Here is a 23,537-nt window from a genome sequence, read left to right on the forward strand (position 1 = left end):
TCATGGAACGAGTCGGTATTACCGAGCGCCCGGACTGGCGCGAAAAAGCTACTGAATACGGTTTTAACTTCCACACCATGTACGGCGAGCCGTACTGGTGTGAAGATGCTTACTACAAACTGACGCTCGACCAGGTGGAAAAACTGGAAGAGGTGACGGCCGAGCTGCACCAGATGTGCCTGAAGGTGGTGGATAAAGTCATCGACAGCGACGAGCTGATGACTAAATTCCGTATTCCGAAGCACACCTGGAGTTTCGTCCGTCAGTCGTGGAAAACGAATCAGCCTTCGCTTTACTCTCGCCTCGATCTGGCGTGGGATGGCGTGGGTGAGCCGAAGCTTTTAGAAAACAACGCGGATACGCCGACCTCTCTTTACGAAGCGGCATTCTTCCAGTGGATTTGGCTGGAAGATCAGATGAACGCCGGAAACCTGCCGGAAGGTAGCGACCAGTTCAACAGCCTGCAGGAAAAGCTGATTGAGCGTTTCGCCGAACTGCGGGAGCAGTTTGGCTTCAATCTGCTGCATCTTGCCTGCTGTCGCGACACGGAAGAAGACAGGGGCACGGTTCAGTATCTGCAGGACTGCGCGGCCGAAGCGGAAGTGGCGACTGAATTCCTCTATATCGAGGATATCGGCCTGGGGGAAAAAGGTCAGTTTACGGATATGCAGGATCAGGTGATCAGCAACCTGTTCAAGCTCTATCCGTGGGAATACATGCTGCGTGAAATGTTCTCCACCAAGCTGGAAGACGCGGGCGTGCGCTGGCTGGAACCGGCGTGGAAGAGCATTATCTCCAACAAAGCCCTGCTGCCGATGCTGTGGGAGATGTTCCCGAACCACCCTAACCTGTTGCCAGCTTACTTTGCCGAAGATGAGTTCCCGCCGATGGAGAAATACGTCGTTAAGCCTATCTTTTCCCGCGAAGGCGCGAACGTCTCCATTATCGAAAACGGTAAAACGCTGGAAGCGGTTGAAGGGCCGTACGGTGAAGAAGGGATGATCGTCCAGGAGTTTTATCAACTGCCGAAGTTTGGCGACAGCTATACGCTGATCGGTAGCTGGCTTATTAACGATCAACCTGCCGGGATTGGTATTCGCGAAGATCGCGCGTTGATTACGCAGGATCTGTCACGGTTCTATCCGCATATTTTTGTTGAATAAAACTTGCCCGGTGGCGCTACGCTTACCGGGCATGTTTTTACCCCACCTGCACCGACAGCATACTCAAACTGCCCATCTCAATGCCGTCAACCGGAATGGTAACCGGCTCCTGACCGTCCCATGCACCTAACACATACAGCAGCGGCAGGAAGTGTTCCGGCGTCGGGTTAGAGAGCGAACCGCCTTCGTGATCCAGATAGTTCACTAACGGATGCTTCTCAACCGGGCCTTGCCAGGTCAGGTTCGCTTTGACGTAGGCGTTAAAAGCGCTCGCCCACGGGTATGGCGTGTTCTCACCGTGCCAGCGCGCCGTACGCAGGTTATGCACCACGTTGCCGCTTGCCACCAGCATGATGCCCTCATCACGCAGGGTCGCCAGTTTGCGGCCCATTTCCAGATGCCAGGCCGCCGGTTTAGTGCTGTCGATACTTAACTGCACCATCGGAATATCTGCATCAGGGTACATCTTAATCAGTACACCCCACGAGCCGTGGTCAAAGCCCCAGGCTTCTTTATCCAGCGCCACTGGAACAGGTGCGAGCAACTCTACCAGCCGCTGTGCCAGCGCAGGCGAGCCGGGAGCCGGATAATGCGTATCATACAGCGCCTGCGGGAAGCCGCCGAAATCATGAATGGTTTTAGGCGCTTCCATGGCCGTCACGCCGGTACCACGGGTAAACCAGTGCGCAGACACCACCACAATCGCCTTCGGACGCGGTAATGTCTCCCCCAGATGACGCCAGGCGCGGGTATAGACGTTGTCTTCCAGAACGTTCATTGGGCTGCCGTGGCCTAAAAACAGTGCAGGCATACGAGAAGAAGACATGATGGTATCCTTAGAGAAGGTGTCAATTTGATGGTTCTACATTACGCGCATTCAGGTGAAGATAAACGCAGATAACCGTGAAGATCATCATCAGGAAATTTGAACGTAAGATATTGCTTAAGGAGAGTGCATGTCAGTACCCTTAATTTTGACCGTGCTTGCGGGTGCCGCGACCTTTATCGGTGCGTTCCTCGGCGTGCTCGGGCAAAAACCGTCTAATCGTCTTCTGGCGTTCTCGCTGGGCTTCGCCGCTGGGATCATGCTGCTTATCTCGCTGATGGAGATGCTGCCAGCAGCGCTTCACACCGAGGGAATGTCTCCGGTTCTGGGCTACGGCATGTTCATCGTCGGCCTGCTGGGCTATTTTGCGCTCGACCGTATGCTGCCCCACGCCCACCCTCAGGATTTGATGCAAAAAAGCGTTACTCCAATCCCCGGCAACATCAAGCGCACGGCGATCCTGCTGACGCTGGGTATCAGCCTGCACAACTTCCCGGAAGGTGTCGCCACGTATGTCACGGCCAGCAGCAATCTGGAAATGGGATTTGGTGTCGCGCTGGCGGTAGCCTTACACAATATTCCTGAAGGACTTGCCGTGGCCGGGCCGGTTTATGCCGCAACGGGTTCAAAACGTACTGCCGTCTTCTGGGCGGGGATTTCCGGGATGGCCGAAATTCTCGGCGGCGTGCTGGCGTGGCTGATCCTTGGAAGCCTCGTCTCCCCTGTCGTGATGGCGGCGATTATGGCTGCCGTGGCCGGGATTATGGTTGCGCTCTCTGTCGATGAGCTGATGCCGCTGGCGAAAGAGATCGATCCCAATAACAATCCCAGCTACGGCGTGCTGTGCGGCATGTCGGTGATGGGGCTAAGCCTGGTTCTGCTGCAAACGGCAGGTATAGGCTGACACGGATGCCCTCATCGATGAGGGCAATTCTTTGATGCGCCCCAGCGCAGCCGTTGCATTTTACACTGTCTGCGGCTCTGTATTTACAATTGGAAAATCAAGAGTTTTTATGGATATTTTTAAGCGCAATATTTCCCAATTAAATTGCGCTTAAAAAACCGCTGCTGCATGAAATATTAATCGGTTACGATAGTAATAAATTATATATTAACCTCTTCTAAAAATATCTTTAAGCCTCATTAATCGTAAAAGCCGCCCTCAACCCGTTATACTTTGCGAGTATTCTGAAAATTAATATTCAGATTATGAATTCAATTGAAAAAGGATATTTTCATGTATATGGGTAAAAAAGTATTGTTAGCGGTTGCGATGGCTGCCATCGTTTCGGGTTCTGCTTTTGCTGATGACCAGGGTTCCGGCAAAATCAAATTCAAAGGCGTGGTCATTGATGCACCGTGCAGCATTGCACCAGACAGCGTTGATAAAGAAGTGGACCTGGGTGAAGTTACCACTGCCGTGATCAACGCTAACAAAAAGTCTACCGCTGTTCCGGTTGATATCAATCTGGAGAACTGCCAGCTTGACGATCCGGCGGACGAAACGGATACGCCAGTGACCAAAGTTGACGTGACCTTCACCAGCGCAGCAACTGACGCTACTGACACCAGCCTGATGAGCAACACCTATGCAAGCGGTGCTCAGAACGTCGGTGTTCGTCTGCTGGACAACAACGAAGCCAACATCACCCTGGGTTCGGCTCAAACGGTCGATCTGCTGGCGGGTTCCACCACTCAGACTCTGCACTTCAAAGCATTAATGGAAGTTGCTCAGGGTAAAACTGCCACAGCGGGTCAGGTTGAAGCGACTGCCAACTATGTGCTGATGTACAAATAAGGCAATGCATCACGATAAAACCGGCTGGCATTATTTGCCAGCCGGTATGTGATATTACTTTGGTAACAGGATGATGACATATAAATTACAATCTAAAATCATCATTGCGTCCCTGTTAATGACGAAGATTGCCTCTGCCACCGAGTTTAATATCAATGCCATTGATAAAGACCAGCGGAGCAGCGTTGACCTCTCCCTTTTTAAAAATGAAATAGCGGTTACCCCTGGCAGCTATTTTGTTACCGTATCAATTAACGACACACCGCTGGCTAACGGCTGGCAGCTTAGCTGGAAAGAGGTAAATAATACGGTACAGTTGTGTATTCCTCCTGAACTGGCGGATACGTTTGCCCTGAAAGAGGAAGTCCGCGACGCCTTACCCGAAAAAGAGGGATGCGTCGACTTTTCCTCCAGACCGGATATCACCTTTAATTTTGAACAAGCGACCCAGACGCTGAAGGTCACCGTACCCCAGGCATGGTTGCAGTACCGCGCCGCCGACTGGATGCCACCCGCAACGTGGGACAATGGCGTACCGGGCGTGATTCTGGATTACAACCTGTTCGCCAGCCACTATCAGCCCAGCGACGGCAGCAGCACCAACAACGCCAACACCTATGGCACGGCGGGCGCGAATATGGGCGCATGGCGCCTGCGCAGTGATTATCAGTACAGCCAAACGCATACCGATGCAGGTTCGGATCATGACGGACGCTTTTCGCGCGTCTACATGTTCCGCCCTCTTCCTTCGCTTGGTGCTAAGCTGACGCTGGGTGAAACGGACTTCCAGTCCTCAATCTTTGACGCTTTTACCTATACCGGCGCCTCCCTGATCAGCGATGAGCGCATGCTCCCCTGGTCGCTGCGTGGCTATGCGCCACAAATTACCGGTATCGCGCAAACCAACGCGACCGTCACCGTCAGCCTGTCCGATCGCGTAATTTATCAAAGTAAAGTTCCGCCTGGCCCCTTTGTTATTCAGGATCTTAACCAGTCCGTTCAGGGGACGCTGGACGTAAAAGTGACGGAGGAAGACGGGCGCGTCAGCACCTTCCAGGTCTCGGCGGAATCGGTGCCTTTTTTAACGCGTAAAGGGCAGGTTCGCTACAAGCTGGCGGCGGGTAAAGCGCGTAAAGACGCCTCTCACGATGTCGAAGACACCGGTTTTATGAGCGGTGAATTCTCATGGGGAATGCTGTCAAACACCTCGCTCTATGGCGGGACGCTTGCCGACGGGGATCATTACCGTTCCATTGCCGCCGGGGTCGGGCAAAATATGGCGCATCTGGGTGCCCTCTCTTTTGACGTCACGCAGGCCACCAGCCAGCTCCCCTTCCAGGATAGCCAGACGGGTTACAGCTACCGTTTTAACTACAGTAAGCGTTTCGATACCACCGGCAGCCAGCTTACGCTTGCCAGCTACCGCTACTCCGATCGGAAATTCCTGAGCTATGCCCGCTTCCTTGATTATGACGACAACGATCGTCAGACAGAAAAGCAGACGCTGAGCGTAACCGCCAGCCAGTACATCAGCTCGTTATCGCTCAACCTCTACGTCAACGTACTGCGTCAGACCTGGTGGAACGAAGCCCCGTCCACGACCGGAAGCATTACCGCAGGCTATAACTTTGATCTGGGGCGCTGGAAAAACCTCGGCGTCACCCTCTCCTGGAGCAAGACGCATTACGAAGATGAAGACGACGATACGCAGTTTTACCTGTCCCTGAGCGTACCGATCGATCCGGATCATCGCCTCAGTTACGATCTGCACAACAGCGATAGCCTGAGCCAAAATGTCTCCTGGTACGACACGTCCGATCGCAATAATACCTGGGGCGTCTCTGCGGGGACGGAGAGTGAACACGCGGACGCGGGCGCACAGATGAGCGGCAACTATCAGCACTATTCACCGTTTGGCGATCTGAATATCTCCGGAAGTTATAAAGCTGATGAATATAACTCCCTGAGCGCCAGCTGGAATGGCTCGTTTACCTCAACGGCCAAAGGTGCGGCGCTGCACCGTCGCAGCTACGGAAACGAACCGCGCGTAATGGTCAGCACCGACGGCGTCGGCAACATTCCGCTGAACATGTCGCGGGATGAAACCAACCGCTTTGGTATCGGCGTTTTACCGTCGGTTTCCAGTTACTCTCCCGCCAGCGTACAGGTCAATCTGGATAACCTGCCTGACGGCGTCGATGTGGACAACCGCATCACGACCACCACCTGGACCGAGGGGGCGATTGGCTACCGCCAGATTGCCACGCGCGCTGGCAACGATATTGCCGGCATTATCCGTACGCCAGCCGGCACTCCGCCGCTGGGCGCGATTGTTCACCTGCTGGAAAGTGACCAGCAAATCGGCATGGTCGCCGACGAAGGCCACGTCTGGCTGGGAGCAGTCGAGCCTGAACAACAATTCCGGGTAACGTGGGGTGACAATCAGCAGTGTCGCTTCTCGCTGCCTTCACACCTTGAAAACAGTATGCAGTTGATACTGCCATGCCAGTAAGAAACCATGATGAAACTGACCTCATTCACTAGCCTGTGCCTGATGTTAATCGGCACCGCATTTACCACCCACGCCGCCGTTAACCTGGACCGCACCCGCATTGTGTTTCCGGAAAGCGATAAGGCCAGCAGCCTCAAGATTGATAACCAGAGCAAAACGTTGCCTTATCTGGCGCTCTCCTGGATAGAAGATGAAAACGGACGCAAGGAGGACAGCCATTTTATGGCGCTTCCGCCGATTCAACGTCTTGAAGCGGGCGCCTCGTCTCAGGTCCGGATTGTGAAGCAGGCTGCGACCGCCCGGTTGCCGAAAGACCGGGAATCGCTGTTTTATTTCAACCTGCGCGAGGTGCCGCCGAAAAGTTCCAGCGCGAGCGAGGAACGCAGCGTCATGCAGGTCGCGATGCAGAGCAGGATCAAACTGTTCTGGCGTCCCAAAGCGATCGCCAAAAAGGCAGGCGATCAGGCAGAAATGCGTATGGAAGTCACCGCAAACGCGAAAGGGCTCACCGTGCATAACCCTACGCCTTATTACATCACGCTGGCGTGGCTGAGCAAAAATGCGAAAACCATGCTGCCCGGTTTTGACAGCCTGATGATCGCCCCGTTTGCGACGGCGACAACCTCTACCGGTGACTATCACGGCAACTACTACAGCATTGGCTACATCGATGATTACGGTGCGCTGAAAAAGGTCGACGCGCAATGTTCAGGTACGGCGAAATGTACACTCAGCGAGCATAAGGTCGATAAAGATGCGCAAGCTCGCTAATCTGCTGTTCCTGCTGCTGATATCCGCTCTGCCCGTAAGAGAAGCGCTGGCGCTGGACTGCTATCTTGGTACTTCAGGCGGGCCGGTTGAAGAGACAAAAACCATCTCGCCCTTTGCTATCCCCAGCAACGCGCAGGTGGGGCAGAAAATCTGGGAATCAGATGACATTAAAATCCCGGTCACCTGCGATCACAACGTCAACGGCGGCTTTGAGCCGGAAGACGTATTCGCCTGGGTTAACCCTTATCCTGCCGCAACGGACCCTTACTATGAGCTTGGCGTAACCTACGAAGGGGTGGATTACGATGCCACGGGCCAGCCGAATGGCGTGGACACCCGCCAGTGTCTTGATAACAAGAATATCCTCATCTATACCCCGGATCAGATACGGCAGATGGGCTGGGAAAACCTGATCTGCTCAGGAAACCCGGATGACATTCATCCGACACGCACGTTTATTGCCCGCTTTCGCCTGTTTGTAAAAATTAAGGCGATTCCGCCTCACGGCTACGTGAGTTCCCTCGGCGATTACATCGTGGTGCAGTTTGACGGTAAAGGCGGGGTCAACCAGATGGCCGACGCGAAAAACCTGAAGTATCACATCAACGGCTTGCAAAACATTACCGTTCTGGACTGCGGGGCAACCTTCAGCATCTACCCTGAAAACCAGGAGATCGATTTTGGCACCTTCAGCGCTCGCGACATCGTGAACCAGAAAACGCGCGTTCGCGAATTTACGGTCAAAACCACCAAGGTGCAGGACGCGCAGTGCTCTGATGGATTCAAAATGGACTCGTCATTCTACACGAACGAAAAACTGAGCGCTGACGATACGGCGCTATTGATTGGGAATGGGCTAAAACTGCGTATTCTGAACGGAACGGATCCGTTTACCTTCAACCACTACCAGGAGTATGCCGATTTCACCGGGAGTACGTTGCAGTATGAGCAAAAGTACACGGCAGAGCTGTCGTGGGATGAGGGAAAAGCGATCCAGTCCGGACCGTTTGAAACCGTAGTGCTGTTTAAAATTAACTACCACTAGCGACAAAAAAGCCGGGTTTCCCCGGCTTTTTCACATCAGCTGTCTCAGCTGGCCTTGCGCTCGTGCGCCTGGCGGTACTCCACCAGATCTTCAATTGTGACAACCGGCATGTTGTGCAGACGCGCAAAGGTGATGCACTCTGGCGCGCGGGCCATGGTGCCGTCATCGTTGGTCAGTTCACACAGCACGCCCGCAGGCTTAAAGCCCGCCAGTGTCACCAGGTCGATCGTCGCTTCGGTGTGACCACCGCGGGTCAAAACGCCGCCCGCCTGCGCGCGCAGCGGGAAGACGTGGCCTGGACGATGCAGATCGGAGGGTTTCGCATCGTCAGCAATGGCGGCACGCACGGTGGTCAGGCGGTCAGCCGCCGATACACCGGTAGTCACGCCATGCGCCGCTTCAATGGTCACGGTAAAGCCGGTACCAAAGGCGCTGGTGTTGTTCTCAACCATCATCGGCAGCTCGAGCTGCTTACGACGATCTTCGGTAATACACAGGCATACGATGCCGCTGCCGTGACGGATGGTCAGCGCCATCTGTTCAACGGTCATGTTTTCGGCGGCAAAAATCATGTCGCCTTCGTTTTCACGGTTTTCATCGTCAAGCACCATCACACCGCGGCCTTCGCGCAGTGCATCCAGTGCATGTTCAACACGTTGAGTTGAAGTGCCAAAAGAGGAAAGTAGCGTCTGATTCATGGTAAAAAAACCTCATTAACATTATGGTTACCAGAATCAGGGCAGTCTTAGGAGCGCCGTATAAGCGGCAAAAAGATAACGTGAGCGGGCCCATGCCCGACTGGATCGTTACTCTCTCCCATCCGGACTCTAACCGTCGGCCCCGGAATTACACCGGATCTGCTGACCTTTGAGAATTCACCCAAAGCGCTCGCGGGCTTTCAGCGCTAAGCTGATTTACCGCCGGTGGGGAATTTCGCCCCGCCCTGAGAATAAGCGAGATAACTATAACGCTATTGATTAACCTGGGCAATGCATAAACTTCAAACAAATCTGCTTTATCCTGGGTCATGACGCGCTACAATGTTCATCAACACCGACTTATCAAGGGAAGCCATTATGATTGACCCGAAAAAAATTGAGCAGATCGCGCGTCAGGTTCATGAGTCCATGCCAAAGGGCATTCGTGAATTTGGTGATGACGTTGAGAAGAAAATCCGCCAGACGCTGCAGGCGCAGTTGGTTCGCCTTGATTTAGTCAGCCGCGAAGAGTTTGACGTGCAGACCCAGGTTCTGCTGCGCACCCGCGAGAAGCTGGCGCTGCTGGAACAGCGTCTGAGCGAGCTGGAAAACCGCAATGCGCCGGAAGAAGTGAAGCCGGCACCGGCCATTCCACCGGTGGACGATCAGGAGTAAGTGCGGCCTGATGCCCTCTCCCACAGGGAGAGGGTGAAAAAAAACGGGCCAACTGGCCCGTTTTTTACTGACTGTCTTTCTGGATCTTCTTGATGATGTTGGTGGTTGAACACCCGTCCTCAAAATTGAGCACCATCACCTCACCGCCGTTGGCCCAGACCTCTTCGCTACCTGCGATTTGCTCTGGCTTGTAATCGCCGCCCTTCACCAGCAGGTCTGGCAGGATCCCGGCAATCAGGCGCTGCGGGGTATCTTCTTCAAACGACACCACCCAGTCCACCGCTTCCAGCGCGCCAAGCACAATCATACGTTGCTCGAGCGGGTTCACCGGGCGCGTTTCGCCCTTCAGACGTTTGGTCGACGCATCGCTGTTCACTGCCACAATGAGGCGATCGCCCAGCTTGCGCGCATTCGCCAGATACGACACGTGGCCCGCGTGCAGGATGTCGAACACGCCGTTGGTCATCACCACCTTTTCACCGCGCTTGCGCGCGGCGGCAACGGCCACCTTCAGCTCGTCTTCGGTCATGACGCCAAAACCGGTATCCGCACGCCCGCGCACCGCGTTTTCCAGCTCGATTGGCGAAACGGTTGAAGTACCCAATTTACCGACGACCACGCCCGCCGCGGCGTTCGCGAAGTAGCACGCCTCTTCCAGGGAGTTACCCGCCGCCAGCGTTGCCGCCAGCACGCCGATCACCGTATCACCGGCACCGGTCACGTCGTACACTTCCTGCGCCTGGGTTGGCATATGCAGCGGCGCCTTGCCCGGCTGCAGCAGCGTCATCCCCTGCTCGGAGCGGGTGACCAGCAGCGCGGACAGCTCGAAGTCAGCAATGATCTTCATGCCGCGCTCAACCAGTTCTTCCTCGGTTTTGCACTTGCCCGCCACCGCTTCGAACTCAGAAAGGTTTGGCGTCAGCAGGGTTGCGCCGCGATAGCGCTCAAAATCGGTGCCTTTCGGGTCGATCAGCACCGGTACGCTGGCTTTACGCGCCAGCTGAATCATCGTTTGCACGCTCGCCAGCGCGCCTTTGGCGTAGTCAGACAGCACCAGCGCACCGATGTTGCCCAGCGCCTGGTTAATGCGCTCGTGCAGCGGCTCGGGATCAACGCCTTCGAACCCTTCTTCAAAATCGAGGCGGATCAGCTGCTGGTTACGCGACAGCACGCGCAGCTTGGTGATGGTTGGGTGTGTCGGAACAGAAACGAAGTCGCACTTCACGTTCACGTCCGCCAGCGACTTGCTCAGCGCACGCGCCGCATCGTCGATACCGGTCAGGCCCACCAGACGCGAGTGCGCGCCCAGCGAGGCTATATTCATCGCCACGTTTGCCGCGCCACCTGGACGCTCTTCAATGGTGTCGACCTTAACCACCGGTACCGGCGCTTCAGGAGAGATGCGGCTGGTCGGCCCATACCAGTAGCGATCCAGCATCACATCCCCGACAACCATTACTCCAGCACGTTCAAACTCTGGCAGTGTTACTTTCATTCCTGACTCCAGAAAGATTCACAATTTGCGCGCGATAATATCACACTTGTTTTGTTACGCACGGCTCCACCAGCCATTTCTGCCAGCTTGCCGTCACCTGGGCGCGCTCTGCGGTAAAACAGTCCAGCGCCACGTGGCCCGGCTGTTCCTGCAACGCCAGGTGATGAAGTTCATCGCGCAGCGTGGTGTAGGCGCGGGTTAAGGCCTGCGCCTCCTGCTCGTCCATAATGTCGTTTTGCGCCAGCAGTTCCAGAATGCGCACGTTATCGGACCAGCGGGTTAACTTCGGCTTGTCGTGGGCATGCAGTAGCACCAGGTACTGAGTGATGAACTCAATATCGGTAATCCCGCCCTCATCGGCTTTAATATCAAAGCGATCGCGATGTTTGTTACCCAAATGCGCGCGCATTTTCTCACGCATTTCGCGCACTTCAGTTTGCAGGGTGCTGCCCTCGCGCGGGGTCGTCATGACTGACTTGCGGACCGCATCGAACTGCGTTTTGAGCTGCGGATCGCCGTACACCACGCGGGCGCGCACTAACGCCTGATGTTCCCACGTCCAGGCTTCGTTCTTCTGATAGTCAGCAAAAGCGTCCGTCGAGGTGACCAGCATGCCTGCCGCGCCGGACGGGCGCAGACGCGCGTCCACCTCGTACAGAATGCCCGACGAAGTGCGGGTGCTGAACAGGTGCATTATGCGCTGGGCCAGGCGCAGGTAGAACTGCCGCCCGTCAATCTCACGTTCGCCGTCGGTCATCACGTCAACCGGGCAGTCGTGCAGGAAAATCAGATCCAGATCGGAGCTGTAGCCCAGCTCCCAGCCGCCCAGCTTGCCGTAACCGACCACGGCAAACCCTCGCCCCTCGCGGTCAGCAAGATGCTTCGGCTGGCCATAGCGGGCCACCATCTGCACCCACGCCTGGTGGACTACCGCGTCGATGATCGCCTCCGCCAGCCAGGTTAAGTGATCGCTCACTTTCATTACCGGCAGCGTACCCGCGATATCCGCCGCCGCCACGCGCAGCATCTGCGCCTGCTTAAACTGACGCAGCGCCTCCAGCTGCTGCTCTTCGTCCTCTTCCGACACGCGCAGCAGATACTGGCGCAGCTCGTCGCGGTAAGCGTCCGTCGCCGTCGGCTGATAGAGCGTGTTCGGGTCAAGCAGTTCGTCCAGCAGCAGTGGGTATCGCGCCAGCTTGTTGGCCACCATCGGCGACGCGGCGCAGAGGGAAATCAGGTGTTTCAGCGCCCCCGGAAACTCGCTCAGCAGTTCAAGATAGGTGGTACGCGTGATAATCCCGCTCAGCAGCGGCATCATGCGCGACAGCGGCATCGGCGCATCCTCGCGGGAGCAGACGTCGCTCAGCAGATGCGGCATCAGATGATCCAGCACCTGCCGACCGCGCGGGCCAATGGCGCGCTTGTTCAGCTCAAGGCGGAAATCGGCAATCAAGGCCACCACGCGATGGCGGGCATCGTCGCTTAAGTGCGCCAGCACCGGCGTGGTGTCATCTTCCTGGAGCGCGTCCTGCCACAGTTCGCGCCAGTGCTCGGAGAGCGCATCGTCCGGCGATTCACTTTCGTCGTCACCAATAAGATCGTTAAAGATGCGGCGCACGCCTGCCATATGGGCATCCAGCCGTTCGGTCAACGTTGACCAGTCATCCGCCCGCATGCCCCAGGCCAGGCGCGCCCGGTTAAGGTCATCGCCCGGCAGGGTCTGGGTCTGTTCGTCGTTAATGCTTTGCAGCAGGTTTTCCAGACGGCGCAGGAACAGATAGGCCTCGCGCAGGGTTTGCGCGTCGCCGTCCGGAAGCAAATGCAGTTGCTCAATGGCGCTCAGCGTCGGCAGTAGCGAGCGGGACTGCAGCGACGGCTCGCGCCCGCCGCGGATCAGCTGGAAGACCTGAACGATAAATTCGATTTCGCGGATGCCGCCCGCGCCAAGCTTGATGTTGTCCTTCAGACCGCGACGGCGCACCTCGCGGGCGATCATCCCTTTCATATTGCGCAGGGACTGGATCACGCTAAAGTCGATGTAACGGCGGAACACGAACGGGCGCAGCATGGCACGCAGCTCATTGGCGTAGGCGTCGTCGCTGTCGCCCATGATCCGCGCTTTGACCATCGCGTAACGCTCCCAGTCGCGCCCCTGCTCCTGGTAATAATCTTCCAGCGCGGCGAAGCTCAGCACCAGCGGGCCACTGTCGCCAAACGGGCGCAGGCGCATGTCCACGCGGTAAACAAAGCCGTCCTGCGTAGGCTGGTCCAGCGCCTTAATCAGACGCTGCCCGAGTCGGGTAAAGAACTGGGCGTTATCCAGCTCGCGACGACCGCCTCGCGTGGCGCCATTCTCCGGCCAGGCAAAGATCAGGTCGATATCCGAGGAGAAGTTCAGCTCGCAGCCGCCCAGCTTGCCCATCCCCAGAATCAACAGCGGCTGCGGAACCCCTTCTTCGCTGCACGGCGTGCCCCACTCTTTACAGCAGGCGGCGTAGAGCCAGTCCCGCGCGGCGACAATCAGCGTCTGCGCCAGCTCGCTCAGCTGCTGCAAGGTGCTCTCTTCACTCACCAGCTCCAGCGCCTGCGCCCAGGCAATGCGCACCATCACCCGGCGGCGGAACTGACGCAGAACGCGCATCAGCGTGGCTTCATCCGCCACCTCTGCCAGCGCGGTTTGCAGCCAGCCAGCATAGTGCCGCCACTCGTCAGCCTGCTGCGGCGCGCTTTCCAGCTCTGCCAGCCAGTCAGGATTGGCGCTGACGCTCTCCTGCACAAAATCACTGAACGTGAGCACGCTTTTCGCCTGCTCGCTTAACGATGACGCGGGTAACGACTCGGGCAGACGTTCGCAAACGGTTTGCCAGTGCTGCTGTAACTGCGAAGAAAGCGGCATATCAGGGGTTCCTTGCCAGAATTAACGTTTTCCGCTGTGCAGCCAGTATGGATCCTGCGAAATGGCTTCGTTGCGGAAATGCTCGATCTCAATCTGCTGACGGGTCTCAATGGCATGCTTAAGCCCCTGCCAGTTCTCCAGCCAGGCCTGCGCCTTCACGCCCTCGTACGCTCCCGACAGAAGCAACATGCTGTCGATATTACGCGCCAGGCGGGGAAGCTGGTCGCCATACTGGTCGCCCAGCGGATGCGCGAAGGTGGTTCTCAGCTCGGCGGCGTGGCGGGAAAGATGGATATCCGCGAAGCGTTTAAAGTTGTCTGCGATTTTGGTCTGCGCTTTTGCATCGAGGAAGACGCGCCAGCCGCGCGTAACCAGAAACTCGGTCAGCGCCAGTTTTGCCGCGGCATTTTGCGGGCTATAAAGCGCGGTTTGCGCCGACACGTCGGAAAGCAGCAGCGTTTCGGTCTGGGTCAGCAGATCGCGTAAGTGAGCGCTAGCTTTACGCGGTACGATACCGCCAAACAGCGTCAGGGTATGACGCACCAGTCCAATAGCGGCCAGCACCTGTTTTTTGGCATTTTTGACGTTACGCGCCCACAGTTCTTCATGGTACTGCCATTGGGAGAGCGCCAGCTCCAGCGCCGCTTCCATGCCCTGCTCAATGCTGGCTTTCGGGACGACGCGCAAAATCGGAGTCTCTCTCAGCACGCGTGGCGCATTTCCGGCAGCCAGGTGGTAGCCGCGCGCCGCTTTGCTCAAGCTGCCCTGACGTAAACCCGGCTGGCTTACCAGCTTGCGCGCCAGCTTCAGCACGTCGCTCGCATCCCCTTCCAGAAGTTCCAGCTCCAGCTCGCAGATCGGTTCCTGGAACTCACCCGCCTTCACCTCGCCTAAATCCAGCGCGATTTCAATGCGGCTTTTGCCTTCCGTCACCAGCCATTTCTCGCGAGCGAAATCGGTGCTGAACAGCGGCTGCACCTGCCCTGCCAGCGTGGCGGGCAGTTCGCCTTCCGGCCAGACTTCCGCCGGGAAACGTTCCAGCTCAAGTTCTGGCTTACTGATGTCGATATTGTATTCCGGGCGCTGATGCAAACCGCCGACCACGCGGCCGGCGATTTTCATCGTCATCTCGTAGCGTCCGTTCGCGCCGCGGATGCGCAGCCCCATATCGTGGTTGCGCAGCCAGTTGTCCGGCGTTTCGTAGTAGATGTTGAGCAACGGTACGGGTTCATGGTGCTCGCCGGAGAGCGTATTCAGATGCTGACGGAGCGCGTCAACGCTGTCTTTTTCGACGATAAATTTTAATTCGATTTCCTGAGCCATAGCCTTGTACTTTTGCGGGCGTCACAGACGCGTCAATGAGGGCGAACTTCCTCGCCATTTGTTTGTCAGTACATAGTATTTTGCGCCAAATTGCCATGCAATGAGCAATTTGTCGGGCGTAAATGTGTAGAGTCGTGACACAGATGATTCTGATTGCTGATGAATGCTTTGCGTAGAGACACTGTTGCCACTACTATCGTTCCACTTTTTATGAAAATAACGACTAATGATGCTTAAATTACGCCTGATTGGACTTACTTTACTCGCTTTAAGCGCCGCAACCGCAGTGCACGCTGAAGAGAAGCGTTACGTTTCTGACGAACTTAACACCTGGGTGCGCAGTGGCCCCGGAGATAATTATCGCCTCGTGGGCACAGTGAATGCCGGCGAGGAAGTCACCCTGTTGCAGACCAACGCGGAGACCAATTACGGTCAGGTTCGCGACAGTTCCGGCCGTACCTCCTGGATCCCAATGAAAGAGCTGAGCACCGTGCCAAGCCTGCGCACCCGCGTGCCGGATCTGGAAAACCAGGTGAAGACACTGACCGACAAGCTGAACAACATCGACGGGACCTGGAACCAGCGCACCGCTGAAATGCAGCAGAAAGTGGCGCAGAGCGACGGCGTGATCAACGGTCTGAAAGAAGAGAATCAAAAGCTCAAAAACGAGCTGATCGTCGCGCAGAAAAAAGTGAACGCCGCGAACCTGCAGCTTGATGACAAACAGCGCACCATTATCATGCAGTGGTTTATGTATGGTGGCGGCGTGCTGGGCGTTGGTCTGGTGCTGGGTCTGGTTCTGCCACATCTGATCCCAAGCCGTAAGCGTAAAGATCGCTGGATGAACTAATTCGTCTTCTCTGCCAGACTTACGTATCATTCTGGAAAAGAGAAAACGGGAGAGTTGGGCGTGAAGAGTTATCTGGTCGGTGGTGCGGTACGTGATGCGTTGTTAGGTCTGCCGGTCAAAGATAAAGACTGGGTGGTGGTGGGCGCCACCCCGGAAGAGATGCTCGACGCGGGCTACCAGCAGGTAGGCCGCGATTTTCCCGTGTTCCTGCATCCGAAAAGCCGGGAAGAGTACGCCCTGGCGCGTACCGAACGGAAATCCGGTTCCGGTTATACCGGCTTCACCTGCTACGCCGCGCCGGATGTGACGCTGGAGCAGGATCTGCTGCGCCGCGATCTCACCATTAACGCCCTGGCCCAGGACGAAAACGGCCATATCATCGACGCCTACGGCGGGCAGGACGACCTGCGCGATCGTCTTTTGCGTCACGTCTCCCCGGCATTTTCTGAAGATCCGCTCCGCGTGCTGCGCGTGGCGCGTTTTGCCGCGCGTTACGCGCATCTGAGCTTCCGTATTGCGGATGAGACGATGGCGTTGATGACGGCCATGACCGAGGCGGGCGAGCTGGAACACCTGACGCCGGAGCGCGTCTGGAAAGAGACGGAAAATGCCCTCACCACCCGCAACCCGCAGGTCTTTTTCCAGGTTCTTCGCGACTGCGGCGCGCTGAAGGTGCTGTTCCCGGAAATCGACGCGCTGTTTGGCGTGCCCGCACCGGCGAAATGGCATCCCGAAATTGATACCGGCGTGCACACGCTGATGACGCTGAGCATGGCCGCCATGCTCAGCCCTGAGGTGGACGTACGTTTTTCCACCCTGTGCCACGATCTCGGCAAAGGCTTAACGCCGAAAGAGTTCTGGCCGCGCCATCACGGGCACGGTCCGGCGGGGGTAAAGCTGGTTGACGGGCTCTGCCAGCGTCTGCGCGTGCCGAATGACATCCGCGATCTGGCAAAGCTGGTCGCCGAGTTCCACGACCTGATTCATACCTTCCCGATCCTGAAGCCCGCCACCATCGTGAAGCTGTTCGATAATATCGACGCCTGGCGCAAGCCGCAGCGCGTGGAGCAGATTGCGCTCACCAGCGAAGCGGACGTGCGCGGTCGCACCGGGTTTGAAGCGTCCGATTATCCCCAGGGGCGTTTGCTGCGCGAAGTGTGGGAAGTCGCAAAAGCGGTGCCAACGAAAGACGTGGTTGAGGCAGGATTTAAAGGCCCGGAGATTCGCGAGGAGCTAACCAAACGGCGGATTGACGCGGTTACCGCGTGGAAGGAAAAGCGTTGCCCTCAGCCGAAAGAGTGAGGGCAATCGGTTATCAGAAGAAGACCACGTACACCGCAGCCGCGACGATAAAGCGGTAGATCGCGAACGGAATAAACGAGATACGCTTAATCAGCTGCAGGAAGGTTTTGATGGCAATCAGCGCCACGATAAAGGCGGTGATAAAGCCCACGGCAAACATCGGAATATCGCCTGTGGTCAGGAAGCCAATGCTTTTGTAAAGGTCCAGCGCGGTGGCGCCCATCATCATCGGCACCGCCAGCAGGAACGAGAACTCGGACGCCGCGTAGCGGCTCACGCCCATCAGCATCCCGCCTGAAATGGTCGCACCTGAACGGGAGAAGCCCGGCCACAGCGCCAGACACTGGAAGCAGCCAATGATAAACGCCTGACGATAGGTCATATCGTCCAGGCCTTCCGCACGCGGGACTTTTGGCTTCAGCACTTCCGCGGCAATCAGCAGGAAACCGCCCACCACCAGCGCGTACATGACGTTAATCGGGTTAAACAGCGATTTAATGGTGTCGTGGAATACCAGCCCCAATACCACCGCCGGGATCATCCCGAGCAGGATGTGAATCAGCGTCAGGCGGCCTTTGCCCTCTCCTTCACGCTGCGGCAGACGGCCAAAATGGATGCCGATCAGGCCAAACAGGCGACGCCAGAACATCACCACCACCGCCAGAATCGAGCCCAGCTGAATTACCACCTCAAACGTCTTTGCGGTATCGCCTTCGAAGCCCAGCAGATGGCCAACGATAATCATATGGCCCGTACTGGAAACCGGTAAAAACTCCGTCAATCCTTCGACCACACCCAGAATTGCCGCCACCAGCAGCGAGTGCATATCGCTCATCTATAAACCCCTAAAAAAAGATATAAAAAAACGGTCGCCCCTAACGGCTACCGTGAAAGATACAGCCTTAAGACCGATATAACCTAAAATGGTTTAGCAATTATGACGTTAATTGTTTCCTTTCAGATTTGTGCCACGCTCGATAATCACGCCCACGTTGGCCGCGCGCGCCACTGCCCCCGGCTTGCTCAGCTTGATGCGTACCCACGGTGAGTTGAATTTGGTCAGCAGCAGATCCGCCACCTCTTCCGCCACCCGTTCCACCAGCGCAAAACGCTGTCCTTCCACGTGGCCGATCACCGCTTCGCTGATGTCGGCATAGCTCAGACAGTCATTCACGTCATCGCTTTTTGCCGATTTGCGGTTATCCCATCCCATTTCGATATCGAACACCAGTTTCTGCTCGATGGTCTGTTCCCAGTCGTAAACACCAATTGTGGTGATTACCGAAAGTTGCTCTATAAATACAATATCCATCACGACCTGCCTGCTTTTTGGCTAAACCGGATACCACTTCCGGCGAATTATGCGTATTATCCACAGATGCTGAGAATACAGATACATTTTCAAAACGGAACAGCGTTATGAGTGCAATCGCGCCTGGAATGATCCTCCTCGCCTATCTTTGCGGCTCAATCTCCAGCGCCATTCTGGTCTGCCGCATTGCCGGGTTACCTGACCCGCGTGAAAGTGGTTCCGGGAATCCGGGAGCGACCAACGTGCTTCGAATTGGCGGCAAGGGAGCAGCCGTAGCGGTTTTGATTTTTGATGTTCTGAAGGGGATGCTACCCGTCTGGGGCGCGTATGCGCTGGGCGTCACGCCGTTCTGGCTGGGGCTCATCGCCATCGCCGCCTGCGTCGGCCATATCTGGCCCGTATTCTTCGGCTTTAAAGGCGGCAAAGGGGTGGCGACCGCCTTTGGTGCCATCGCGCCCATCGGATGGGACTTAACCGGCGTCATGGCCGGGACCTGGCTGCTGACCATTCTGCTGAGCGGCTATTCGTCGCTGGGTGCCATCGTCAGCGCGCTGATCGCCCCGTTTTACGTCTGGTGGTTTAAACCCCAATTCACCTTCCCGGTATCGATGCTCTCCTGCCTGATCCTGCTGCGTCATCACGACAATATCCAGCGCCTGTGGCGACGCCAGGAAACGAAGATCTGGACGAAGCTCAAGCGAAAGAAAAAAGATCCCGAGTAGGCGGTTAGTTATGCCTTATAACCAAATGTGATTTTTGTCACCTTCTGCCTGTGGTAACTGTTAGAGACACAACACAACCACACAAAAAGAAAATGGCAGAAATCACAGACACCACTCCCCTTTCAACGGCAGGAATTCCCCCTGATGGCGACATTCAGTGGGTGCGCAGTGCATCGGACGTTTCACGTCTCGTTAATGACGGCTCACAGGGCCGGGCTAACGCCCGGATCGTGGTCGGTATCGCTCTGGGCGGGATTTTCCTCGATGCCTACGATCTAGGCGCGCTGGCGTTCGGCATTAAAGACATTACCCGCGAATTTAACCTGACGCCCGCCGGTACCGGCATGGTGGCCTCGGCGATTACCTTTGGTGCGATTGTCGGGGCGCTGCTCGGCGGTTACCTCACGGATAAAATCGGGCGCTACCGCGTCTTTATGGCCGACATGGTATTCTTTGTCGTCGCCGCTATCGCCTGCGCGCTGGCCCCGAATGAATATGTGCTGGCGGGCGCGCGCTTTGTGATGGGCCTTGGCGTGGGGATCGACCTTCCCGTGGCGATGGCGTTCCTGAGCGAGTTTGCCAGGCTGAAAGGGCCGGGCAATAAGGCCTCCAGCGTCGCGATGTGGTGCCCTACCTGGTATGCGGCGATCAGCATCTCTTACCTTCTGGTTCTCTTTTTCTACGCCGTGCTGCCGGAAAGCCACAGCGACTGGCTCTGGCGTTTGATTCTCGGCTTTGGTGCAGTACCCGCGCTGGTGATTATCGCCATCCGCAGCCGCTATATGAGCGAATCGCCGGTCTGGGCGGCGAATCAGGGCAACCTGAAAGAGGCGGCGTCCATTTTACGCCAGTCGTACAATATTAACGCCCACGTCCCGCAGGATGCGCTCACCCAGCCTGCGCCTGTCGTGAATAAAGCCAAATGGTCGAACTATCTGAACCTGTTCCGCGGCATCTATCTGCGGCGCACCACGCTCGCCACGCTGCTGTCTGTCGTCTCCTCGTTCGCCTATAACGCCGTGGCCTTTGGCCTGCCGGTGATTATTTCAAGCTTCTTCGTGCAGTCTATGCTGACCACTATTGTGATCTCGCTGGCGCTGAACCTGCTTTTTGCGTTTATCGGCGGATTACTGGCGGTGCGCTATGTGCCGCGCTTCGGCGCGTGGCGGATGTCGCTGGCGGGTTACGCCTGTCAGCTTGTGGCGCTGCTGGGGCTGGCGCTGATTGGTCGACCGGACGGTGCTTTTGAAGGGGTGCTTGCCGTGGCGATGCTGGCGCTTTTCCTGTTCGGTCAGGGATTTGGCCCGGGCGCGCATACCATGACGTTCGCCTCGCTGAGCTACCCGACCTCGCTGCGCGGCGTGGGCGTGGGTCTCAACCAGACGCTGATGCGCAGCAGCTCCACGCTGTCGCTGTTCCTGTTCCCGCTGCTGGTCGCGTCTCTCGACACCGCCGTGTTCTGGGTGATTGCGCTGGCGCCGTTTATCGGTCTGGCGTCATTGCTGGCGATCCGCTGGGAGCCGTCCGGGTATGATGTGGATGCGGAGGACTACCGGTAACGACACATCGCTTCGGTGGGTTCACCCCCACCGAAGTGCGCTTACAAATCTTCCAGCAGCGTTCGGGAGAGTTTTTTTAGCATTTCCAGCTCATCATCATTCATCCGCATGCTGCAGCGAATCTGGTCCGGCAGCGCCATCACCTGCTTTTTCAGTTCTTTCGCTTTATCGGTCAATACGACATTTTTCATCCTTTCATCCCCCACAACCGCGATACGGTTGAGAAAACCTTTTGCCTCAAGCTTCTGAACCAGCGGGGTCAATGTGCCTGAATCAAAATAGGTTTTATCGCTGAGATCGCGAAGCGGGATGTTGTCTTTCTCATAAAGCGCCATCAAAACAACAAATTGCGGATAGGTCAGATCCATCTCCTGCAGCAGGGGGCGATACTGGCGCACGAACGCATTGGTGACCGAGTACAGCGAGAAGCACAATAAATCATCTAGTGTTTTGTTTTCTTTCATTTTTCTATCAACCCTGAATCTGTTGTCTAAAAAAAATTATAAATAATGTTTGACTAAAAGTATCTTGCGCGCAAGTATTACATCAACAACTAAGTAGCGCACTATTTAGTTATCCAATCAAATACGTTAAAAGGGGTACCACCATGAAAACATTAACCGCCATCCTGATTTCTTCCGTCTTCGCGTCAGCCGCGGCATCCGCTCAAACCACCAATACTCCAGCCCCGACCGCAGGCGTACAGGCATTTCTTGATGTCCTGAATGCTGGCAAAGGGAAACCGATGGAACAGATGACCCCGCAGGAGGCCCGCCAGGTACTGATCGGCGCACAGCAAGGAGCAAAATTGCCGCCCGCTCAGGTGACTGAAAAAACGATCCAGGTCAATGGCCAGACGATCGCGCTTAAAATTGTGAAGCCTGAACATGCTGCCGGTACGCTCCCGGTATTTATGTTCTTCCACGGTGGCGGTTGGGTGCTGGGTGATTTTCCAACCCACGAACGTTTAATCCGCGATCTGGTTCGCGCATCAGGCGCCGCAGCGGTTTACGTTGATTACACACCGTCACCTGAAGCCCATTTCCCGGTGGCAATCAATCAGGCCTATGAAGCGACAAAATGGGTAGCCGAGCACGGCCAGGAAATTGGCGTGGACGGCAGCCGTCTGGGCCTGGTAGGTAACAGCGTGGGCGGCAACATGGTGGCTTCAGTGGCGTTGCAGGCCAAACAGTTTAATGGGCCAAAAATTCGCTACAACGTGATGCTCTGGCCAGTGACGGACGCCAGCTTTGATACGGCTTCCTATCACCAGTTCGAAAATGGCTACTTCCTGTCAAAAAACATGATGAAATGGTTCTGGGATAACTACACCACCAGCGCTGCCGATCGTAACAATATCCTTGCCTCTCCGCTTCGCGCCAGCACTGCACAGTTGAAAGGCTTCCCGGAGACGCTGATTCAGACAGCTGAGCTGGACGTTCTGCGGGATGAAGGTGAAGCATTCGGGCGTAAACTGGATGCGGCTGGCGTCCCGGTGACCGTCACGCGCTATAACGGCATGATCCACGATTACGGCCTGCTTAACCCGCTGAGCCAGGAGCCAACGGTTAAAGTCGCCCTTGAGCAGGCAGGTGCAGCATTGCATGACCACCTGAAATAGGATCGTCATGCTTCATACAGAGCACGGCCCCGGGCCGTGCTTTTTAATTTCCTCTATCCATAAGCGACTCATATGACAGCCTTCATTTCCGCCAGGGCATACTGAAACGACCCCGATGATGCGCAGATGGAAGCAGCATGTTAGCAGCTCAGGTCACTGATAATACGTATAAAGGCTGGCAGGCGTCGCTTGCCCTGCAGTTTTGTCACGCCCCTGAGAAAACCCTCCTGCGTTCCGCGCGCCACGTCGGGCCGCTCACCGTACAACGTCCGTTTTACCCCGAAGGAAAAACCTGCCACCTTTATCTGCTGCACCCGCCCGGCGGCGTTGTGGGCGGCGATTCGCTGGATATTTCCGTTCGGCTCGATGCCAAAAGCCACGCGCTTATCACCATGCCCGGCGCCAGCAAGTTCTACCGCAGCAGCGGCCCGCAGGCGCGTCTGAGCCAGCACTTTTATCTTGATGAAAACGCCACGCTGGAGTGGCTGCCGCAGGACACCATTATCTTTCCCGGCGCGAACGCCGCGCTGCGTTCCATCTTCCACCTTAAGGCCTCCAGCACGCTGCTGGCGTGGGAGCTGTACTGCCTGGGCCGCCCGGTAATCGGTGAGACCTTCAGCCACGGCACGCTGGAGAGCCGCCTTGAAGTGTGGGTGGATGACGAACCGCGCCTGATAGAGCGCCAGCACCTCGGCGACGGCGATCTCACGCCCGTTGCCGGACACCCGTGGATCGGCACACTGCTGTTCTATCCGGCCCGGGAAGATCATCTCGACACGGTGCGCGCGCTGCTCGCGCCTCTGGGCCATTTTGCGGGGGCAACGCTCACCGACGATCTGCTGTCGGTGCGTTTTCTCTCCCACGACAACCTGATTTGCCAGCGGGCGATGCGCGACATCTGGCAGTCGCTTCGCCCGCTTCTTACTACCAAAACCGCCTGTTCGCCGCGCATCTGGCAGACATAAGAGA

The 23,537-nt window shown here is 56.5% G+C and carries 21 protein-coding genes and 1 riboswitch; of the genes, 13 read left to right on the top strand and 8 right to left on the bottom strand.

Annotation, left to right across the window (positions count from 1 at the left end):
- Positions 1–2 precede the first annotated feature (2 nt).
- A complete protein-coding gene (locus IM291_RS19030; RefSeq protein ID WP_047364600.1) occupies positions 3–1,163 on the top strand; it encodes a glutathionylspermidine synthase family protein in 1,161 nt (386 codons plus the stop codon).
- Between the two features lie 37 nt (positions 1,164–1,200).
- On the opposite strand, the gene ygiD is transcribed toward IM291_RS19030, so the two are convergent.
- Entirely contained in the window at positions 1,201–1,989 is a 789-nt protein-coding gene (gene ygiD / locus IM291_RS19035; RefSeq protein ID WP_048959959.1) for a 4,5-DOPA dioxygenase extradiol, read from the bottom strand.
- A gap of 130 nt (positions 1,990–2,119) precedes the next feature.
- On the opposite strand from ygiD, the gene zupT reads away from it, so the two are divergent.
- From zupT to IM291_RS19060, 5 genes are all read left to right on the top strand, one after another.
- Positions 2,120–2,893: a zinc transporter ZupT gene (gene zupT, locus IM291_RS19040; RefSeq protein ID WP_028014448.1), complete on the top strand. Its 774-nt coding sequence runs from the start codon at positions 2,120–2,122 to the stop codon at positions 2,891–2,893.
- Positions 2,894–3,226: 333 nt separating this feature from the next.
- Complete coding sequence (locus IM291_RS19045) at positions 3,227–3,787, top strand: fimbrial protein (protein WP_045261131.1); 561 nt, start codon at positions 3,227–3,229, stop codon at positions 3,785–3,787.
- Positions 3,788–3,860: 73 nt separating this feature from the next.
- Positions 3,861–6,299, top strand: a complete 2,439-nt coding sequence (locus IM291_RS19050) for a fimbria/pilus outer membrane usher protein (protein WP_192987528.1) — start codon at positions 3,861–3,863, stop codon at positions 6,297–6,299.
- Between the two features lie 9 nt (positions 6,300–6,308).
- Positions 6,309–7,070, top strand: a complete 762-nt coding sequence (locus IM291_RS19055; RefSeq protein ID WP_048959459.1) for a molecular chaperone — start codon at positions 6,309–6,311, stop codon at positions 7,068–7,070.
- On the top strand, positions 7,054–8,115 hold the full coding sequence (locus IM291_RS19060; protein WP_063155327.1) for a fimbrial protein: 1,062 nt from the start codon (positions 7,054–7,056) through the stop codon (positions 8,113–8,115). The genes IM291_RS19055 and IM291_RS19060 overlap by 17 nt, the downstream gene beginning before the upstream one ends.
- Before the next feature lie 44 nt (positions 8,116–8,159).
- Here IM291_RS19060 and ribB read toward each other — a convergent pair whose 3' ends face one another.
- Positions 8,160–8,813, bottom strand: a complete 654-nt coding sequence (ribB, locus tag IM291_RS19065) for a 3,4-dihydroxy-2-butanone-4-phosphate synthase (protein ID WP_028017147.1) — start codon at positions 8,811–8,813, stop codon at positions 8,160–8,162.
- A gap of 106 nt (positions 8,814–8,919) precedes the next feature.
- A riboswitch (FMN riboswitch) is annotated at positions 8,920–9,070 on the bottom strand.
- Between the two features lie 121 nt (positions 9,071–9,191).
- Between ribB and ubiK the strand changes: the two genes are divergently transcribed.
- Complete coding sequence (gene ubiK / locus IM291_RS19070; protein WP_028014454.1) at positions 9,192–9,488, top strand: ubiquinone biosynthesis accessory factor UbiK; 297 nt, start codon at positions 9,192–9,194, stop codon at positions 9,486–9,488.
- Positions 9,489–9,552: 64 nt separating this feature from the next.
- Here ubiK and hldE read toward each other — a convergent pair whose 3' ends face one another.
- Genes hldE through IM291_RS19085 form a run of 3 tightly spaced genes read right to left on the bottom strand, consistent with a single transcriptional unit; the run spans position 9,553 to position 15,202 of the window.
- A complete protein-coding gene (hldE, locus tag IM291_RS19075; protein ID WP_003862540.1) occupies positions 9,553–10,983 on the bottom strand; it encodes a bifunctional D-glycero-beta-D-manno-heptose-7-phosphate kinase/D-glycero-beta-D-manno-heptose 1-phosphate adenylyltransferase HldE in 1,431 nt (476 codons plus the stop codon).
- 40 nt (positions 10,984–11,023) lie between these two features.
- A complete protein-coding gene (gene glnE, locus IM291_RS19080; RefSeq protein ID WP_192987499.1) occupies positions 11,024–13,879 on the bottom strand; it encodes a bifunctional [glutamate--ammonia ligase]-adenylyl-L-tyrosine phosphorylase/[glutamate--ammonia-ligase] adenylyltransferase in 2,856 nt (951 codons plus the stop codon).
- 21 nt (positions 13,880–13,900) lie between these two features.
- On the bottom strand, positions 13,901–15,202 hold the full coding sequence (locus IM291_RS19085; protein WP_028014456.1) for an inorganic triphosphatase: 1,302 nt from the start codon (positions 15,200–15,202) through the stop codon (positions 13,901–13,903).
- A 229-nt stretch (positions 15,203–15,431) separates the two neighbouring features.
- Between IM291_RS19085 and IM291_RS19090 the strand changes: the two genes are divergently transcribed.
- Positions 15,432–16,052 (top strand): TIGR04211 family SH3 domain-containing protein, encoded by a 621-nt coding sequence (locus IM291_RS19090; protein ID WP_041911953.1) that lies wholly within the window; start codon positions 15,432–15,434, stop codon positions 16,050–16,052.
- Positions 16,053–16,112: 60 nt separating this feature from the next.
- The gene (locus tag IM291_RS19095) at positions 16,113–17,354 is read left to right on the top strand and encodes a multifunctional CCA addition/repair protein (protein WP_192987501.1); all 1,242 of its coding nucleotides are present in this window, start codon (positions 16,113–16,115) and stop codon (positions 17,352–17,354) included.
- Between the two features lie 13 nt (positions 17,355–17,367).
- On the opposite strand, the gene bacA is transcribed toward IM291_RS19095, so the two are convergent.
- Together bacA and folB are read right to left on the bottom strand one after the other, a co-directional pair.
- Entirely contained in the window at positions 17,368–18,189 is an 822-nt protein-coding gene (gene bacA / locus IM291_RS19100) for an undecaprenyl-diphosphate phosphatase (RefSeq protein WP_028014459.1), read from the bottom strand.
- Positions 18,190–18,297: 108 nt separating this feature from the next.
- Positions 18,298–18,666: a bifunctional dihydroneopterin aldolase/7,8-dihydroneopterin epimerase gene (gene folB, locus IM291_RS19105; protein WP_045261137.1), complete on the bottom strand. Its 369-nt coding sequence runs from the start codon at positions 18,664–18,666 to the stop codon at positions 18,298–18,300.
- A 107-nt stretch (positions 18,667–18,773) separates the two neighbouring features.
- Here folB and plsY point away from each other — a divergent pair, with 107 nt between their 5' ends.
- Both plsY and IM291_RS19115 read left to right on the top strand, forming a co-directional pair.
- Entirely contained in the window at positions 18,774–19,388 is a 615-nt protein-coding gene (gene plsY, locus IM291_RS19110; RefSeq protein ID WP_014833311.1) for a glycerol-3-phosphate 1-O-acyltransferase PlsY, read from the top strand.
- A gap of 92 nt (positions 19,389–19,480) precedes the next feature.
- Positions 19,481–20,947, top strand: a complete 1,467-nt coding sequence (locus tag IM291_RS19115; RefSeq protein WP_063155324.1) for an MFS transporter — start codon at positions 19,481–19,483, stop codon at positions 20,945–20,947.
- A gap of 41 nt (positions 20,948–20,988) precedes the next feature.
- On the opposite strand, the gene IM291_RS19120 is transcribed toward IM291_RS19115, so the two are convergent.
- Positions 20,989–21,411, bottom strand: a complete 423-nt coding sequence (locus IM291_RS19120; RefSeq protein WP_047367377.1) for a MarR family winged helix-turn-helix transcriptional regulator — start codon at positions 21,409–21,411, stop codon at positions 20,989–20,991.
- A 143-nt stretch (positions 21,412–21,554) separates the two neighbouring features.
- On the opposite strand from IM291_RS19120, the gene IM291_RS19125 reads away from it, so the two are divergent.
- Both IM291_RS19125 and IM291_RS19130 read left to right on the top strand, forming a co-directional pair.
- Entirely contained in the window at positions 21,555–22,568 is a 1,014-nt protein-coding gene (locus tag IM291_RS19125) for an alpha/beta hydrolase (RefSeq protein WP_028014463.1), read from the top strand.
- 137 nt (positions 22,569–22,705) lie between these two features.
- Complete coding sequence (locus IM291_RS19130; protein WP_192987503.1) at positions 22,706–23,533, top strand: urease accessory protein UreD; 828 nt, start codon at positions 22,706–22,708, stop codon at positions 23,531–23,533.
- Positions 23,534–23,537: the final 4 nt, after the last annotated feature.

It is taken from the genome of Enterobacter cloacae complex sp. P27C (assembly GCF_014895705.1).
GTDB classification, from domain to species: Bacteria; Pseudomonadota; Gammaproteobacteria; order Enterobacterales; family Enterobacteriaceae; genus Enterobacter; species Enterobacter bugandensis.